15 protein-coding genes and 1 tRNA gene are annotated in these 16,206 nt (G+C 55.5%); 13 read left to right on the top strand and 3 right to left on the bottom strand.

Annotated elements, in window-relative coordinates:
- Position 1: 1 nt before the first annotated feature.
- Entirely contained in the window at positions 2–1,729 is a 1,728-nt protein-coding gene (locus P3B99_002325) for a hypothetical protein (GenBank protein ID WYJ07962.1), read from the bottom strand.
- Positions 1,730–1,976: 247 nt separating this feature from the next.
- On the opposite strand from P3B99_002325, the gene P3B99_002320 reads away from it, so the two are divergent.
- From P3B99_002320 to P3B99_002300, 5 genes are all read left to right on the top strand, one after another.
- Positions 1,977–2,573 carry a sigma-70 family RNA polymerase sigma factor gene (locus tag P3B99_002320; protein ID WYJ07961.1) on the top strand — a complete coding sequence of 199 codons (597 nt, stop codon included), beginning with the start codon at positions 1,977–1,979 and terminating at the stop codon, positions 2,571–2,573.
- Positions 2,573–3,046 (top strand): hypothetical protein, encoded by a 474-nt coding sequence (locus tag P3B99_002315; protein WYJ07960.1) that lies wholly within the window; start codon positions 2,573–2,575, stop codon positions 3,044–3,046. Before P3B99_002320 ends, P3B99_002315 begins: the two co-directional genes overlap by 1 nt.
- A gap of 768 nt (positions 3,047–3,814) precedes the next feature.
- Positions 3,815–4,129, top strand: a complete 315-nt coding sequence (gene rplU, locus P3B99_002310; protein WYJ07959.1) for a 50S ribosomal protein L21 — start codon at positions 3,815–3,817, stop codon at positions 4,127–4,129.
- A gap of 16 nt (positions 4,130–4,145) precedes the next feature.
- Positions 4,146–4,394: a 50S ribosomal protein L27 gene (gene rpmA, locus P3B99_002305; GenBank protein WYJ07958.1), complete on the top strand. Its 249-nt coding sequence runs from the start codon at positions 4,146–4,148 to the stop codon at positions 4,392–4,394.
- Between the two features lie 290 nt (positions 4,395–4,684).
- Positions 4,685–4,759 (top strand) — tRNA-Met (locus tag P3B99_002300).
- A gap of 189 nt (positions 4,760–4,948) precedes the next feature.
- On the opposite strand, the gene ppdK is transcribed toward P3B99_002300, so the two are convergent.
- Both ppdK and P3B99_002290 read right to left on the bottom strand, forming a co-directional pair.
- On the bottom strand, positions 4,949–7,726 hold the full coding sequence (gene ppdK / locus P3B99_002295; GenBank protein WYJ07957.1) for a pyruvate, phosphate dikinase: 2,778 nt from the start codon (positions 7,724–7,726) through the stop codon (positions 4,949–4,951).
- Between the two features lie 334 nt (positions 7,727–8,060).
- Complete coding sequence (locus P3B99_002290) at positions 8,061–9,191, bottom strand: right-handed parallel beta-helix repeat-containing protein (GenBank protein ID WYJ07956.1); 1,131 nt, start codon at positions 9,189–9,191, stop codon at positions 8,061–8,063.
- A 121-nt stretch (positions 9,192–9,312) separates the two neighbouring features.
- Here P3B99_002290 and argH point away from each other — a divergent pair, with 121 nt between their 5' ends.
- The 8 genes from argH to P3B99_002250 are packed head-to-tail and all read left to right on the top strand — an operon-like array spanning position 9,313 to position 16,206.
- Positions 9,313–10,728 (top strand): argininosuccinate lyase, encoded by a 1,416-nt coding sequence (gene argH / locus P3B99_002285; protein ID WYJ07955.1) that lies wholly within the window; start codon positions 9,313–9,315, stop codon positions 10,726–10,728.
- Between the two features lie 42 nt (positions 10,729–10,770).
- On the top strand, positions 10,771–11,775 hold the full coding sequence (obgE, locus tag P3B99_002280; protein WYJ07954.1) for a GTPase ObgE: 1,005 nt from the start codon (positions 10,771–10,773) through the stop codon (positions 11,773–11,775).
- Positions 11,776–11,822: 47 nt separating this feature from the next.
- Positions 11,823–12,494: a prepilin-type N-terminal cleavage/methylation domain-containing protein gene (locus tag P3B99_002275; GenBank protein WYJ07953.1), complete on the top strand. Its 672-nt coding sequence runs from the start codon at positions 11,823–11,825 to the stop codon at positions 12,492–12,494.
- 43 nt (positions 12,495–12,537) lie between these two features.
- Complete coding sequence (locus P3B99_002270) at positions 12,538–13,164, top strand: prepilin-type N-terminal cleavage/methylation domain-containing protein (GenBank protein ID WYJ07952.1); 627 nt, start codon at positions 12,538–12,540, stop codon at positions 13,162–13,164.
- Positions 13,165–13,182: 18 nt separating this feature from the next.
- Positions 13,183–13,887 (top strand): prepilin-type N-terminal cleavage/methylation domain-containing protein, encoded by a 705-nt coding sequence (locus tag P3B99_002265; protein WYJ07951.1) that lies wholly within the window; start codon positions 13,183–13,185, stop codon positions 13,885–13,887.
- A 9-nt stretch (positions 13,888–13,896) separates the two neighbouring features.
- Entirely contained in the window at positions 13,897–14,520 is a 624-nt protein-coding gene (locus P3B99_002260; protein WYJ07950.1) for a hypothetical protein, read from the top strand.
- Between the two features lie 2 nt (positions 14,521–14,522).
- A complete protein-coding gene (locus tag P3B99_002255; protein ID WYJ07949.1) occupies positions 14,523–15,632 on the top strand; it encodes a prepilin-type N-terminal cleavage/methylation domain-containing protein in 1,110 nt (369 codons plus the stop codon).
- A gap of 4 nt (positions 15,633–15,636) precedes the next feature.
- Positions 15,637–16,206 carry a hypothetical protein gene (locus tag P3B99_002250; GenBank protein ID WYJ07948.1) on the top strand — a complete coding sequence of 190 codons (570 nt, stop codon included), beginning with the start codon at positions 15,637–15,639 and terminating at the stop codon, positions 16,204–16,206.

The raw sequence follows: 16,206 nt of genomic DNA, 5'->3' as shown, positions 1-16,206 counted from the left end.
GCTATTTTGTCGGAATGAGTTTTGTCGATTGCGACAGCAGCCAGATTGCGGGAATTTCCGCGTCTATCGGCTTGATTTTCGAGGGAATCGGCGCGATTTTCCCCGCGCATTCGCCGTCGAGAAGCATTTGCGGCGAGTGCCCCAGCGCGCTTACGGCGAAATACCTTATGTTGCTTGAAATCGACTCCGCGCTTGCTGGAATCGTGGGGTCTATTTCCGCGAGGAAGTCGCGCAAAATTCCGCTGTTGGAGTCAACCGCGGCGAGGTCGAGCCTCCCGTCGGAAATCGGCTCCGCGAGCGGCGTTTTCAGCAGGTGTTTCCACATGTCGCACTTGCCGATGAGAATCGCAAGCGGCGTGTCTATTTTTTTCAGAGGCTCAATCGCGAGTATTCTTTTTATGCGGATTTCCATTTCCGACAAAATGGTGTCCTGCTGGTCGAGCCGTCCGTCGATTGAAAGCTGCGGGTCGGGATAGTCGCCGAGAGCCGCCTTGAAGTTGCGGTTTGCGGCGGGGTCGAAAAGGAAGAATATTCCCGACGAGCTTGCCACGTGCATTGCCCCAGGCGACTCCTCTATGTCAAGCCCCGGTTCGAAGTGTTCGCCCGCGTTGTCGTAGAAAATTATCGAAGTTCCCTCCGCGCCGTCGCGCGAGAGCGAGTACGTCATGGGTTTGGGCAGCGCGACTATTTTTCCGAAGCGCGGGTAGCGTTCGTACATCTTCCCTTCGAGCGCGGTTTTTGCGAGAATCGCGTCTTCGGGGCGTTTTGCCGAAAACAGGCTGTTTTTCATTTGCGTAAGCAGCATGTTTCCCGACGGGTCGAGGTCTTTGAGCACAATGCCGAAATTTTTGTAGAGCGAGCCTTGCAGCATGCTTATTAGCGCGCTCAGGTAGTACGACTTCCCCGCGCTCGGCGCGCCCACTATCGAGAATATGCGGCGGTCGAGTTCAAGGTAGTTCGGCGGAAGCTTTCTGCGGCAGTGCGGGCATGCGACGTCGGGGGCGGGCATTCCCGCGGGGTCGATTGCCACGCCGTCCTCCGTGAAAGATGTCGGCAGAAAGCGCAGCATTTCGTCCTGCCCAAGCACGGGATCTCCGCGCAGGCTCTCGTGAACCGCTATGCTCATGGCGTCGCCGACGTCGAATTTCAGCCAGCAGAGCGGGCACGTTATTGCCTCCGAATTTTCCGAGAGAATCGGCACTGTCGCGTCGGAATCCGAGCCGTCGCCGAACACCGAAGAGAACATGAAGCCAAGCTCAAAGCCCTTCGGGCAGATTGCTATTCCCGCGCCGCTAAGCCCGCGTCCGAGCACCGACTGTTTCAGCCGCGCGAACGGCACTTCGTCTTCTATCCGCCCCGTTTCGGCGTAGAAGACAAGCCATTTCGAGACGTCCATGTTCCGCGCCTTTTCGATGGTTTTGGGGTCGTCGGAAAGGTAGAAGAGGCGCTCGCCGAGCTGCATTGTAGCAGCTCCCGAAAGCTCCACGGGTTCGGAGATTTTGGTGCCGTTGATTTTCACGTCGGCGGTGGGGTCGGTCGGCGTGAGCAGAAGTTTTCCGCCCTTCGTTTCGGAGACTTCGAGAAACGGGAAGGGAAAGCCCGTTTTCAGCGGGTCGTTGGAGCCTCCGAGCGTGGCGGGGAAGTGCGATGTTTCGCTTACCGACGCGTCCGCGCAGTCTATCAGCGCGAGTTTGCGGCGGTTTTTTTTGTGTAGTCCAAATCCAAACATATATTCTTTTATCGTATTCTTAATTGATGTCTCCCTTTTGGCAACCATTTTTTGGCGTTTTTCGGCGCGTTTCGGCTTGTCGGTCGGTCGGAGTTTTTTTTCGAAAAAAAAAGTTGAGTCCGCGCGGGAAAGTACGATTATCCCGATAACGGCGCGTTTCGCGCGCGGCTCGTTGCGAAAATTCAAGTTTTTTTGAAACGTTTCCGCCGTCTGCGCGTCTATAATATACAAAGACTATTCAGCATCTATGGCAAAAACAACCGAATCTACTTGTTCCGACAACCTCCTCGAACGTTTGAAGGGCGGAGACGACGTTGCGTTCGGAGAGTTGGTCAACTCCCACTGGGATAAAATCTACAACCGCGCCAACAGTCTGCTCGACAATCGGCAGGACGCCGAGGAGGTCGCGCAGGACACATTTATCCGCGCCCGCAAAAGCATAGGCAATTTCAGGGGAGACTGCTCCATTTCCACTTGGCTCTACCATATCGCCACAAATCTCGCCCACAACAAGCACTGGTACTGGTGGCGGCGCAAACGCGGCGAGTCGATTTCGCTCGACACTCCCGTCGGCGACGACGGCGACATGACTGTTTGCGACCTCATCGAGGGCGAAGAACAGAACCCCGCCGAAACCGCCGCTTTCACCGAGTTTTCCGAGCTTCTTCCCAAGGCGATTGACGCCCTTCCTCAAAAATACGGAGAGGTTCTCAAACTGCGCAATGCCGAGGATTTGAGCTACGAGGAAATCGCGTCCAGACTGGGGCTGAGCGTCGGCACGGTCAAGAGCCGCCTGTCGAGAGCCCGCGAGTATCTGCGCGAGGAACTTGAAAAATTAAAGTAATGAAAATTTCGCGGGGTAGATTCGACGAACTCGTTTCGTCGTATCTCGACGGTGAGGCGACTCCCGCCGAAATCGAACTGCTCGCAAAATGCGTCCGCGACGACCCCCGCATGGCGGACATTTTCCACAAGTCCTGCCGTCTCCATGCCGCAATGTGCTCCATCTACGGCAAAAAGGCGGTTTTTGCTCCGCTCGACGGCGTAAGCTCGCCGTTTTTCGCCGCAAAGAAAACTTCCCGCGTCCGCGCGGCGCTGGAATGGTCGGCGGTTGCGGCGCTGATGATTGTCTGCGCAGCTCTGATGAAGCTTGCGGTCGACACCATGCCGGCGCACGACGAAAAAATCGCAAAATCGGTATTGCCGTCGGAGGACGGCTCGGTTGTGTCCGAAAAAATCGTAACGGAAAACGGCACGGTATTCAGCGTAATCCGCATAAAATCGAATGCGCCCACTGGAATTGCCGCCTTCGAGTAGGCGCGTTATAGCACCGTTGATACGGCGTTTCCCCGCACTTGCGGACTGCTCGCGTACGCCAAGTACGCCACGCACCCCGCAATCGCGGGAAAGCCACCGTCTGAACGGCACTCTAACGCGCCTAAATAGTGAGTGCTTGCGCACGAAGTTTTTTAGGTTGTTTTGGGATAAAAGTTGGGTGGGGCGTTTCGCCAGCTACCGTAGCGTAGGGATAGCCGCGTACGCCACGCGCCCTGCGCATACAGGAAAGCCACTCTTATAGGGGCATTTTGACGCCCCTAAAATTACAGTGCTGGCGCACGAAGATTTTTAGAGTGCGTTGGGATAAAAGTGGAGTTGATTGGTAAGCGGAGAATCCATGTTTGCGGGTTTCCGCTTTTTTTTTCGCGCGAAGCGCGTCTATTTTAATTTGTTTCTCGCAAAGCAAAAAGATTTTTCAATGCCAGTAATTGGCGAAGCCAATACGAACTAACTGAGAAAAGCGGCAAGTATACTTGCCGCGCATAACCACCGAAAGGAGCGAAGCTCCGACGCCGTGCAGGCTGCAGCCTGCCGAAGCTCCGTAGGGAGGCGCACCTTGCGTCCGCGGCTCCGACGCCGTGCAGGCTGCCAGCCTGCATTTGTCAAAAAAGAAGCTTGATTTTTTTTAAAGAGGGGGTACTTTGATAACTTCTTTATTTATTCAAAAAGGGAAAAGTGGTCAAAAAAGTCTTGCCCCGCGAGAGGATAGACCATTTAATTTCAACCATTTGATATTTTAATAAGACAATGAAAGCGACAATCAAAATACAGGGAAAACAGGTCACCGTCAGCGAAGGAGACATACTTTTTGTCAACCGTTTCGTTAATTCCAAAGCGGGCGACACAGTAGAAATCAAGGAAGTTCTCATGGCCGGCGAAGGCGATGGCGTCAAGTTCGGTTCGCCTTACATCGACGGCGCGAGCGTTTCCGTAAAAATCCTCGAAAACAAGCGCGGCAAAAAGGTTGTAATCATCAAGAAAAAGCGCAGAAAGGGTTACCAGCGCAAGCAGGGTCACCGTCAGGAGCTTTCGGTGGTTAAGGTCGAATCCGTAAAAGCATAAGAAAGGGCACTAATTTATGGCACATAAAAAAGGTCAGGGTAGCGCGAAAAACGGACGCGATTCGCACGCGCAGCGTCTCGGCGTAAAGAAATTCGGCGACGAATTTGTTTTGGCGGGCAACATCATCATGCGCCAGTGCGGCACTAAGGTTCACCCCGGCGAAAACGTCGGCATAGGCAAAGACTACACGCTGTTCGCGCTCAAAGACGGTATCGTAAAGTGGGACGGTGCGCACCGCAAGGTGTCGGTCGTTGTTTCCGAATAACGCCGTTTTAATCTTTCAAAAACCTTTCGGAATTTCCCCGAAAGGTTTTTTTTGTCTCCGCCTTTTGTCGCGGAATAGAAATCGCGTCGTTCGCCGATTTGAGTTTGCTCTGAGAATTCCGCAAAACGGCGCATGCGCAAAACGCGCCGACCGCCGAAAGCCGACGACGTTTGGGCGCAGAATCGACTTGTGCGCTTTGCGAGAGAATCCGCAAAAATTTTTTAAGAAAAAAGAGGAAATATGTCTTGACTTACCCGCGCGGATTCGTACATTACAAGGCTTTAAAAATCGCCAGAGTAGCTCAGTGGTAGAGCAGAGGACTCATAAGCCTTTGGTCGGTGGTCCGAATCCACTCTCTGGCACCATTTCAAAGCCCGCAATTCTTCACGAGTTGCGGGCTTCTTGTTTCGGTAATTTCGGCGTTCGCGTGCGACGGCTTCGCGTGTTGCGGGGGTGTTGCTTATGTTTTTTATGCTTTCAAAGTCCACGCATTTGAGGGGAAAATGAAATAAAAAAACGCGGGGTTGTTTGCCCCGCGTTTGTGTTTTTGGGAATTATTTTTTCGCCTTCTTGGCGGCGGCGGTTTTGAGAGCCGCCTGCGCCGCGGCGAGTCGGGCTACGGGCACTCGCGGCGGCGAGCAACTGACGTAGTTCAAGCCGACGTCGTTGAAGAAGTTGATTGAATCGGGGTCGCCTCCGTGTTCGCCGCACACGCCAAGTTTCAGGTCTTTGCGCGCAGAGCGTCCCTTTTCCGCGCCGATTCTCACAAGCTGTCCCACGCCGTCGACGTCGATTGACGCGAACGGGTTTTTCGGCAGAATGTCCAGTTCCTTATAGCGTCCGAGGAAGCTGCCTGCGTCGTCGCGGCTCATGCCAAGCCCCGTTTGGGTGAGGTCGTTTGTGCCGAACGAGAAGAATTGCGCCACTTCCGCGATTTCGTCCGCAGTCAACGCCCCGCGCGGAACTTCAATCATTGTGCCGAGCATGTAGTCTATTTTGACTTTCTTTTCCTTTTCGACAGCCGCGCATGTCTTTGCGATTGTCTCCGCCTGGAATTTCAGCTCTTTCACGAATCCGACGAGCGGAACCATGATTTCTACTTTAACTTTTTTGCCTTTTTTCAGCAGCGAAGCCGCCGCTTCGAAAATCGCGCGAGCCTGCATTTCCGTGATTTCGGGGAAGCAGTTGCCGAGTCGGCAGCCTCTGTGTCCGAGCATCGGGTTCTGCTCTTCAAGAGCCTTGCAGCGTTCGACGAGGATTTCGGGCGGAAGGTTCATTTTTTCCGCGAGCGCGTTGCGAGCCGCGCTTTCGTGCGGCAGGAATTCGTGCAGAGGGGGGTCGAGGAGTCTGACGGTAACGGGCAGCCCGTCCATCGCCTTGAATATGCCCTCGAAGTCTTTGCGCTGGTAGGGCAGGAGTTTTTTGAGCGCCTTTTCTCGTTCGGTTTTGTCGGTCGCGAGAATCATTTCGCGCACGGCGTCGATTCTGTCGCCCTCGAAGAACATGTGCTCTGTGCGGCAAAGCCCGATTCCCTCCGCGCCGAGTTGCACCGCGCGCTTCGCCTGTTCGGGGGTGTCGGCGTTTGTGCGGACGCCGAGTTTGCGGTATTTGTCCGCCCACTTCATGACGGTGTCGAACAGCCTGTAAGTGTAGCTCTTGGCGGGCTTCATTTTGCCCGAAAGCACGCGGATTACTTCGCTCGGGGCGTTGTCGATTTCGCCGAGGAAAATTTCGCCCGTGGTGCCGTCAATCGAGATGTAGTCGCCCTCCTTGATTACGATGTCGCCTATCGACATGAGGCGTTTTTCGTAGTCCATCGAGACGTCGCTTGCGCCGCAAATGCAGACTTTGCCCATCTGGCGGGCGACGAGCGCCGCGTGCGAGCTTACGCCGCCGCGCGATGTAAGAATGCCCTCGGCGGCAATCATTCCGCGCAGGTCTTCGGGAGACGTTTCCTCGCGGCAGAGAACCGATTTGCGTCCGCGCGCCGCCACGAGCTCCGCCTGCGCCGCCGTGAACACGACTTCGCCCGACGCCGCCCCAGGCCCTGCGGGCAGCCCCTTTGCGACGACTTTCGCCTTTTTGACCGACGCGGGGTCGAACACGGGAACGAGCAGGCTTGAAATCGAGTCTGCGGGGATTTTCATCAGGGCGGTTTTTTCGTCCATGAAGCGTTCCTTGTTCATTTCCACCGCGATTCTCACCGCCGCAAGCCCCGTGCGTTTGCCGTTGCGGGTTTGGAGCATGTAGAGTTTGTTTTCCTCGATTGTAAATTCGAAGTCCTGCATGTCCTTGAAGTGCGATTCGAGCTTCTTGCGGATAGCCAGCAGCTCCTTGAATGCCTTGGGCATTTCCTTCGAGAGTTCGGAAATTTTGTGCGGGGTGCGTACGCCCGCCACGACGTCCTCGCCCTGCGCGTTGATGAGGTATTCGCCGTAGAATTCGTTTTCGCCGTTTGCGGGGTCGCGCGTGAAGGCGACGCCCGTCGCGCTCGTTTCGCCCTTGTTGCCGAAGACCATTGTCTGCACGTTTACCGCCGTGCCCCAGCTTGCGGGAATGTTGTATTTTTGGCGGTAGATGATTGCGCGTTCGTTCATCCACGAGCCGAACACCGCGCCGATTGCGCCCCAAAGCTGGTCGTATACGTCCTGCGGGAAGCTCTTGCCCGCGCGTTCCCTAATCAGGGCTTTGTAGCGTTTGACAAGCTCTTTGAGCGCGGCGACGTCGAGGTCTGTGTCGAGCTTTGCGCCGACTTCCGCTTTCAGCGTTTCCATCACTTTGTGGAAAGGCTCGGTTTCGGCTTCGTTCCGCGCCTGAACGCCCATCACGACATCGCCGTACATTTGGACGAACCTGCGGTAGCAGTCCCACGCAAAGCGGGGGTTGTTTGTCTTTGCGGAAAGCCCCTCAACGGTTTTGTCGTTGAGACCGAGGTTGAGGATTGTGTCCATCATGCCGGGCATGGATTCCCTCGCGCCGGAGCGGACGGAGAAGAGCAGGGGATCTTTTTCGTCGCCGAAGATTTTGCCCATCTGCCTTTCTACCGACTGCACGCCCGCCTTTACCTGCGCTTCGAGCGACGCGGGATATTTTTTGCCGTTGTCGTAAAAGTGCGTGCAGACTTCCGTCGTGATTGTGAATCCGGGGGGGACGGGCAGTCCTATTCTCGCCATTTCGGCGAGGTTTGCGCCCTTGCCGCCGAGGAGGTTGCGCATTTTTGCGTCGCCGTCGGTTTTGCTTCCGAACAGGTATGTATATTTTTTGTTTTTGGAACTTGCCGATTTTACGGAAGCTTTTTTGGTGGGGGCTTTTTTAGCAACTTTTTTTGCCATGGTATTTTGTCTTTCGTTATTTCCGTTTGTTTGTTTGTCCGCCGACCGACTCTTGCGCCGCGCTGCGCGTTCCGGAGTGGAATGCCGCACGGCGGTCGGTGTCTGCGGGAGCGGACTGTCCCCGATTCCGCCGGCGTTTCCGTCCGGCGGTAATATGCCCCTCCGAATGCGTCCGACAGAGCGCGGTTGCGAGATTTTCAAGCCGCAAAACGGTGGAGTTTATTTGGTACATTTTTACATATATAAAAAAAATGTCAAGCAAACGAAGCAGGGCAAACTCCGAAAAGCGCGGAAAATGCGTCCGCGTCTTTCGCGGCTCCGCGCGCCGCTTTTTTTACTCCCCGAAGGGGCAGCCTACGTTGTTCGAAAATATAAAATCCCTGCCGTGCCCGCCGAGATCGAGTTTCATTTCGTTCATGTATCCGCGGTAGAGGGTATTGTTCGATATTACCGAATGCGAAAGATTCTTCAATATAAACCCTACCTGCGGCGTGTATTTGCCTTTCCCTCCATCGTCGCGTCCCGCCTTGAACGCGTTGCCGCTTACGCAGATTCCCTTCGAGCCGTCGAAAATCACCTGCGCCGAAGTTTCGCCCTCCGCAAGTTGTCCGCTGTCCTTGCCGCAGCGGCGGAACACGTTTCCCGTAACCGTGATGGAATCTACGTTTTCGAGCTTCAAGCCCGCGCCGAAGTTTCTGTCGAACGAATTGCCCGTGATATTCCATGTGTTCCCCTTGGGTATGTATAGCCCGTATTGCCTGTTCCATTCAACGCGGTTGGCTGTGAACATCACCGTGCTTCCGACTCCCGCGCAGGCGAAACCGTGCGAGGCGTTTCCCGAAAACTGGTTGTCCGCAACGAATCCGTCCCAGCCTATCAGCATTGCTCCGCAACCCGCGTTGGAGTAAAATATGCTGTGGCGGATTATAAACAGCCACACGCGCTGCAGGAAAATTCCGTGCCCCGAAAATTTTTGCACCTTAACGTCGTCTATTACGACCGTGTCCTCTTTCGGGCTGAATTTTTCGTTGTTGAGGTAGATTCCGTGTATGCGCTTTTCCGCATTGCGTATGCCGCAAAGCGTCAGCCCGCGTATGCGCGCGGCGTATGCTCTCGTAATGTCGAGCAAGCAGCTTGCGTTTTCGGAGTCGAGTTGCAGCACCGCGCCGCGTTTTTCGCCCGAATAAATCCATTGCGGTTCGGAAAGCAGGGTTGTGTACGGGCGCACTTTAAGGTCGGAGCACAAGTACACGCCGCTCGGAAAATACACCGTGCCCTCGGTTTTGCCCGCGGCGTCGAGAGCCGCCTGAATCGCGGCGGTATCCGAGGTTTTTCCGTCTCCCTTTGCGCCGAAGTCGCGCACGTTGAGCGCGCCCGGCGCTTTTGCCTCGGATGCCGGAATTGCGTTTGCAAGAGTTGCCGCGGTCATTATTCCCGCGCCTGTGAGAAAATCCCGTTTGTTCATAGGTTTAATTAAAAAACGGAAAACGCGCGCGGGTGTCAAATTTAAAATACGGGCGCGGGCAAGCGGCTGTTCAGCTTTTTTGTTGTAAAGAGGGGGAACTTGTGTTGTAGTTTTTTGCAGTATGAAAAAAGACGGAAAAGAATCTCAGGCAAGCTGGGGCGGCAGGTTTTCGGAAGCCCCCAGCGATTTGATGTTGCGTTTCAGCGAGTCCGTATCGTTCGACAAACTCCTTGCGCGTTTCGATATTCAGGGCTCGACGGCGCACGCGAAAATGCTCGCAAAAACGGGAATCATATCGAAGTCGGAGTGCAGGCAGATTGTGGGCGGGCTTGCGAAAATTTTAAAGAGAATCGAAAAGGGAGACTTCCAGTGGAGTGCGTCGCTCGAAGACGTCCACATGAACATCGAGCAGGCGCTCACAAAGGAAGTTCCCGCCGCCGCAAAGCTCCACACAGCCCGCAGCCGCAACGACCAGGTTGCCACCGACATGCGCCTCTTTTTCAAATACGCCTGCGCTGAGATTGTCGCAAAGCTCGAAAAGCTTCTGCGCGTGCTTGTCGATTTTGCCGACGCAAACAGGGCGGTTTTCATTCCCGGCTACACGCATTTGCAGCGCGCCCAGCCCGTGAGCGCGGCGCACCACATACTGGCGTGGGTCGAAATGTTCGCCCGCGACGTCGAGCGTTTTAAGTTCGCATTCGACGCCGCCAACGTGTGCCCGCTCGGCAGCGGGGCGATTGCGGGAACGACGCTTCCCATCGACAGGCTTGAAACCGCCGAGCTTCTCGGCTTTACCGACCCCGAAACGGGAGATCCCGTCCTTACGGGCAACAGCATGGACGCCGTCGCCGACCGCGACCTTTTCCTCGAATTCGCGTTCGCGTGCGCGACGCTCGGCGTGCACCTTTCGAGGGTTTCGGAAGACGTCATAATTTGGAATACGTCGGAGTTCGCGTTCGTTTCGCTGCCCGACACGTTCACGACGGGTTCGTCGCTCATGCCGCAGAAGAAAAACCCCGACGCGTTCGAGCTTATGCGCGGAAAATCCGCGCGGCTCATCGGCAATTTGTCCGCGCTTTTCGCGCTCGTCAAGGGGCTTCCGCTCACATACAACCGCGACTTACAGGAGGACAAACCCCCGATTTTCGACTCCTTCGCCCAAACCTCCATTTGCCTCGACGTTCTGACCGAATGCGCAAAGAAAATCAAGTTCCGCAAAGACAAGTGCGACCTCGCCGTCTCCGACCCGCTTCTGCTTGCGACCGACCTCGCCGACTATTTCGTCATGCGCGGCGTTCCGTTCAGAAAGGCGCACCACTGCGTGGGCGAAATCGTCGCGCTTTCGGAGCGCAAAAAAACGCCGATAGACAAGCTCGACGACGCCGACGTTTTTGCAATCTGCGACAAGGCGGACAAATCGTGGCGCGATGTTTTCGACCTCAAACGCGCGTTTGCCATGCGCGAGAAAATCGGCATGCCGGGGGCGCGCCAGATAGAGTCGCAAATATCGGCGTGGCGCGAAGCCCTGAAAAAATAGGCTTCGGCTCGTTCGAACCCCAAGCTGACAGGAAGGGAAAAAATGTTTGTCGATGAAGCAACGGTATCGCTGAGAGCGGGGGACGGCGGCAAGGGCTGCGCGGGCTTCCGCCGTGAAAAATTCATTCCCCGCGGAGGTCCCGACGGCGGCGACGGCGGCAAGGGCGGCGACGTCTGGGCTGTCGGCGACGAAAACATCGGAGACTTGGAACGCTACCAGTACACTCCGAACCTCTCCGCAGAAAACGGCGGCAAGGGTATGGGGCGTCTGAAAACGGGAGCGTCGGGAAGAGACGCCGAACTGCGCGTCCCCCCCGGCACTATAATTTACAGCGCCGAAACGGGCGCGTTTGTCGCCGAAGTTTTGCGCCACGGCGAGCGCGTGCTGCTGCTTCGCGGCGGCAGGGGCGGCTTGGGCAATGTCCACTTCAAAAGCTCGGTAAACCGCGCGCCGCGCCAGTTCACATACGGCACGGAGGGCGAATCGGGCGAGTTCAACCTCGTGCTGAAAACCATCGCCGACGCGGGCATGGTGGGCTTCCCGAACGCGGGGAAATCGTCGCTTGTGTCGCTGCTTACTCCCGCGCGCCCGAAAATCGGCGCGTATCCGTTCACGACGCTGCACGTCAACATCGGCACGCTCGACTACCCCGAAAAATACGAGGTCTTGAAGCTCGCCGACATTCCGGGGCTTGTCGTCGGCGCGAGCGAAAACAAGGGCTTGGGGCACAAATTCCTCAGACACATCGAGCGTTGCAAGGTGCTTGTTCTGCTAATCGACATGGCGGGCGCCGACGGCCGCAAGCCCGCAGACGACTATAAAAACCTTTTGAGCGAGCTTGAATTGTACTCGCCCGACTTGGCGAAAAAACCGATAATCGTCGCCGCCAACAAAATGGACGAACCCGACGCCCCCAAGAATCTGAAAGCGTTTTTGCGCAAATACCCCAAGCTCGACGTAATCCCGATTTCGTGCCTGTCCGAGGAGGGCATACCCCGCCTCAAAGAGGAAATCTACGACATGTGTAAAAAATCGTTTTCGGTTTAAGTATAAATTTGACAACGTCGGTTTGCCCGACTACCGTGTTCCCATACATGAATATCTACGACTTTACCCCCACCTCGACGCGGCGCGCCCGCAAGGCGTTCACGCTCGTCGAAATTCTCATAGTAATAGGCATAATCGCGCTTTTAATGGGCATTACCACCCAAATGTTGGGCACGGTAAGCGCGTCGCAGGGTCGCGCCCGCGCAAAGACCGACATGGCGATAATCGCCGCAAGCCTCGAAGCCTTTGCCGGAAAATACGGCGGCTTTCCCCGCCTCAACGCAAACGGCGACGAAAAGAAAGCCGCTGGCAATCTCTACAAATGCCTTGTCGGAAAAATGATTCTGCGCCTCGACGACGGGCAGGTAGTGATGTCGGAAGTCGGCACAAACCGCAAGCCCTTTGTGGACGCCTCAAAACTCCGCATTTGCGACCCTGTGGACCCGCTCTTGCAGGACGTAGATCCCGAAAAAAACGGCGTCTATTTCGGCGACCCGTGGAACGAACCCTATCTCTATTTCTTCGACACAACCGCATATGTAACAAACGAAGGCAACACAAGCTGGCGTTCGCCGGGGTTTCTTTTGATTTCGAAGGGCGCGGACCAGAAAATCAAGGAGGTCGGCAACATGTACACAACGGGAATCATGCCCGACGACGAAACGTACAGAATGCCCGAGGAAAACCTCGACAACATCGTCTACGGGCGCGACGACTAATATTTTACAACCCCACACCCCATTTACAAAAAAAGGAAACAATATGAAACTAGGCAAAAAAGCTTTTACACTCGTGGAACTGATGATTGTCATCGCGATTATCGGCGTGCTCGTGGGCATGCTGACCCCGATGATTTCGGGGGCGCAGAAGAGGGCGTTGGCGACGACCTCCAAAACGCTTTTCTCGAACATGGTAAGCGCGCTCGAACGCTACCAGACGGAGTACGGATACTACCCCGCGTTCCTCACCTCGCGCGACAGAACGAACCTCGCGCAGGAAAACTTCTCCGAGGGCATGATAAAGGCGCTCACGGGCAAAACCCCCGAAGGCGGCAGACTCACGCAGAGCGACCGCCGCGAGTACAACCGCAAATCGCGCAACTTTTTGGACATCGCGACTTCGAACATCATCAAGCGCGAGGGCAAATGGGTTATTATAGACAGCTTCGGCAACCCCAACATCTACGTCTGCGTTGACGGCGACAACGACGGCTTCATCAAGGCTGGCTTCCCCGCAATCACCGACGGCTTCACCGTTCAGGAAATCAAGGAAATAGTGCCGAACCCCACGGCGGGTATCCGCGCAAAGGCGATAATCTTTACGCTCAAAAAGGACTCGTTCAGCGCGACGGCGGATTTCAGCTCCGAAAACGTCTTTACTTGGCAATAACATTTTTCATTATCCAATATGCGTTCGCAAAGAAAAGGCTTTACCCTCATCGAAATGCTCGTGGTCATCGCGATTATTTCGGTGTTGTCGATGGGTATTTCCATGCTGAATATGAAAGACTCCTCGCAGTCGGCGTATTCGGCGCAGCAGTCGTTGATAACGGCTTTCTACGAAGCGCGGGTAACGGCGATGCAGAAGCAGACCGACTGCCGCGTAATCATCTACAAGGGGCCGGACATAACCCGCAAACTCAGGCAGGTGGGCGTAATCTACCGCTCGAAGGGGCGCAACGACATGGAGCTTGGCTGGGTCGCGCTCAACGACGGCTTCATCATGCCGCAAAACGTGTTCTTTGTCCCGCCCGAAAACGACTTCGACAAATTCGTGAAGCTCGGCAAGGACATCGACAAAAGCGAGGTCTACAAAAGCACCTTCAACAACGGCTACACGGGCGCGTTCGAGATTGTAAACATCACCGAATTTCCGAGCCGCCAGCCCGAAGCGCTCACCGAAGGCAGCGGCGACTGGTACTCGTACAAATTCTCCTCCGACGGTCTCTCCCTCAACCCGGGCGCATACGTCATGATTGCCATGGGCAGGCTCGACGCCAACGGAATGTACGTTATCGACAACCCCGATTCGGAGCTTGGCTTCGTAATCAGGCTTCTCGGACACACGATTCCGTTTTCGGGACACGACGAGATGGAGGAAACAATCAAATAATTTTTTCTTATGCGAAAACAGAATTCACAAAAAAAGGCGTTTACGCTCGTCGAAGTCATGCTTGCGGTTGGGGTAATCGCGGTTTCGATTACTTCGATGATAGGTCTTTTGGGCGCGATTACCGCAAACATCACGCAAATCCGCCACCAGCAAAAATCGGCGAACTGCGTTGCGCTGATGGAAACCATTCTGCGCACGAAACGCTTCGACGAAGTTTTCCGCTGGGTCGCGAACCCCTCGCAGCCCTATGTTGTCTATTTTTGGGACGAATACCAAAACCCCGACGATCCCGACAATTCGAGCCTCTTTACGATGTCGTCGGAAAACGAGGGTGCGGTGCCGTCAATGCCTCCGTCGAGCGACGCGCTCGAAAACTCGGAGGGCGACGTTTACAGGGCGAACATTTCGCTCTACCAGAACGGTCTTAAAGGCGAACGCGTGCGCATCGGCGACAACACCGAATACGGCGGCGGCTCGCTCGGCGGCGACGCCTCGAACTACGCGCTTTCCTACCTGCCGCTGACGATTGAAGTCTTCGCCGAGCCGCGTCAGGACATCACAAAAGGGTCGGGCGACGACAGGGTCAACGAGGAGCGCCGCGTCTTTCAGGGTCTAATCATGAAAATGAGATAGCAATGAAATCTGTAAAAAAAGCTTTTACACTCGTGGAAATTATGGCGGCAAGCGCCATAATGACGATAATCGTGCTTGCGGTTCTGAGCGTAACGACAAACATTCTCAACACTTGGAACAGGGCGAGCGGCGAACTCAAAAACAAGTTCGACGCAACTGTTGTCGGCAACATTTTGCAGGACGACTTCGAAAGCGTCATGATAAAGCGCGACGGCAGAGCGTGGTTTCAGGTTGACTACCCCGACAACGTCGGCGTTCTCAGCGGCTCGAACTACCTCGATGCCACGCCGCTCAAACCGCCGGAAATCATGTTCTTCTCGTCCACGGTTCTGCGCCCGCGCTACACGCGCGACCAAATCTCGACGGCAAATCAGGGCGACGACACCCGCTCGAAACAGGCAGTCCCGATTCCCGGAAGCGTCTGCGCAATCAAGTACCAGCTTGCAATTAAAAGCCCGTTCATGAAGTCGTCGTCGGACTCGTCGGCGAACTTGACGCAGTACAACGCGTTCTTCGGGCTTTACCGCGCGGTAATCGACCCCCGCTCGACCGTTCTCGAAGCCATGGGCGACACCGTTCAGGGATACACAAAAGACCCCAATTCCGAAAGCTACAAATACGCGCTGTCGGGCAACCTGTGGCAGAAATCGTGCACGATTATCGACGAACAGGGGCTTGAACAGCCCGGTCAGGACTTGCGCTCGTGGACGCTCGCTCCCGAAAACCTGCTCGTGATGAATATTGTCGACTTCCGCCTCACCTTGGGCGTGTTCTACAAAAACCCGAACAAGGGCATAAACGAGCCCGAATATAAAATTGCGTACATTCCGCCGGGCACGCCCGTTACAATCGGCCCGAAAATCCTCGCGGCAAACGCCTACGGCATAGGATCGGGCGGCGGCAAATACCCCGTCGAATCGAGCTTGGTCGAGGACGGATTCCTCGCGTTTGCGGACTTTTCCATGACGTTCATTTCGGACGTCGGCGCGCTCGAAATGCGCGGCATGATGAAAAACGGAACTCTCGGCGTCGAAAACTACAAACGCCTCGTGTCGCAGTACGGAAACACTGTGACAAAGCGCGTGCAGTTTATCGCCGAACCGATGATGTAAAACAATGAATTTGGATAAAAATCAATCCGCTTGTGTGAAATCCTGGGTTGCCGACGGCGCGAGCGTCGCCGACGTGCAAAGCCGCCTGAAATCGGAATTCGGAATCTCCATGACATACATGGACGTAAGATTCCTTATTGACGACCTCGGCGCGGAAATCGTCTCGAAAGAGCAGCCCTCCGAAGCCGACGCGCCCTCCGAAATTCCTCAGGAATCCGCGGGCGGCATGCAGCCCGACCCAGCCGAAAGCTACGACGACAATTCGGGCTACGGAGAACCCGACTACGCCGACGCCGACGACACTGAACCCGCGGCGGAAGAGGGCGGCTACGGCAGCCCCGCGCAACCTGAAAACCCCGCGCAGGCCGCGAACATTCAGGTTTCGGTAAGCCCGATTCAGCGTCCCGATTGCATAGTTTCGGGCGACGTCGTTTTCTCGGACGGCACAAAGGCGGAGTGGCGCATAGACCGCATGGGGCAGCTCGGTCTTATCCCCGAAGCGGGCAAGACGCCGCCGCAGAGCGACATGTATCCATTCCAGCTCAAATTGCAGGAATTGCTGAGCAAAATGTAG

Source organism: Opitutia bacterium KCR 482, from assembly GCA_029269845.2.
GTDB lineage: Bacteria > Verrucomicrobiota > Verrucomicrobiia > Opitutales > Intestinicryptomonadaceae > Merdousia.
This window is presented reverse-complemented; position numbering and strand designations above follow the sequence as displayed.

What these genes read in the sequence shown, in the direction of transcription:
- P3B99_002325 (WYJ07962.1), bottom strand. Translation starts at nt 1,729, where the DNA reads ATGTTTGGATTTGGACTACACAAAAAAAACCGCCGCAAACTCGCGCTG.
- P3B99_002320 (WYJ07961.1), top strand. Translation starts at nt 1,977, where the DNA reads ATGGCAAAAACAACCGAATCTACTTGTTCCGACAACCTCCTCGAACGT.
- P3B99_002315 (WYJ07960.1), top strand. Translation starts at nt 2,573, where the DNA reads ATGAAAATTTCGCGGGGTAGATTCGACGAACTCGTTTCGTCGTATCTC.
- rplU (WYJ07959.1), top strand. Translation starts at nt 3,815, where the DNA reads ATGAAAGCGACAATCAAAATACAGGGAAAACAGGTCACCGTCAGCGAA.
- rpmA (WYJ07958.1), top strand. Translation starts at nt 4,146, where the DNA reads ATGGCACATAAAAAAGGTCAGGGTAGCGCGAAAAACGGACGCGATTCG.
- ppdK (WYJ07957.1), bottom strand. Translation starts at nt 7,726, where the DNA reads ATGGCAAAAAAAGTTGCTAAAAAAGCCCCCACCAAAAAAGCTTCCGTA.
- P3B99_002290 (WYJ07956.1), bottom strand. Translation starts at nt 9,191, where the DNA reads ATGAACAAACGGGATTTTCTCACAGGCGCGGGAATAATGACCGCGGCA.
- argH (WYJ07955.1), top strand. Translation starts at nt 9,313, where the DNA reads ATGAAAAAAGACGGAAAAGAATCTCAGGCAAGCTGGGGCGGCAGGTTT.
- obgE (WYJ07954.1), top strand. Translation starts at nt 10,771, where the DNA reads ATGTTTGTCGATGAAGCAACGGTATCGCTGAGAGCGGGGGACGGCGGC.
- P3B99_002275 (WYJ07953.1), top strand. Translation starts at nt 11,823, where the DNA reads ATGAATATCTACGACTTTACCCCCACCTCGACGCGGCGCGCCCGCAAG.
- P3B99_002270 (WYJ07952.1), top strand. Translation starts at nt 12,538, where the DNA reads ATGAAACTAGGCAAAAAAGCTTTTACACTCGTGGAACTGATGATTGTC.
- P3B99_002265 (WYJ07951.1), top strand. Translation starts at nt 13,183, where the DNA reads ATGCGTTCGCAAAGAAAAGGCTTTACCCTCATCGAAATGCTCGTGGTC.
- P3B99_002260 (WYJ07950.1), top strand. Translation starts at nt 13,897, where the DNA reads ATGCGAAAACAGAATTCACAAAAAAAGGCGTTTACGCTCGTCGAAGTC.
- P3B99_002255 (WYJ07949.1), top strand. Translation starts at nt 14,523, where the DNA reads ATGAAATCTGTAAAAAAAGCTTTTACACTCGTGGAAATTATGGCGGCA.
- P3B99_002250 (WYJ07948.1), top strand. Translation starts at nt 15,637, where the DNA reads ATGAATTTGGATAAAAATCAATCCGCTTGTGTGAAATCCTGGGTTGCC.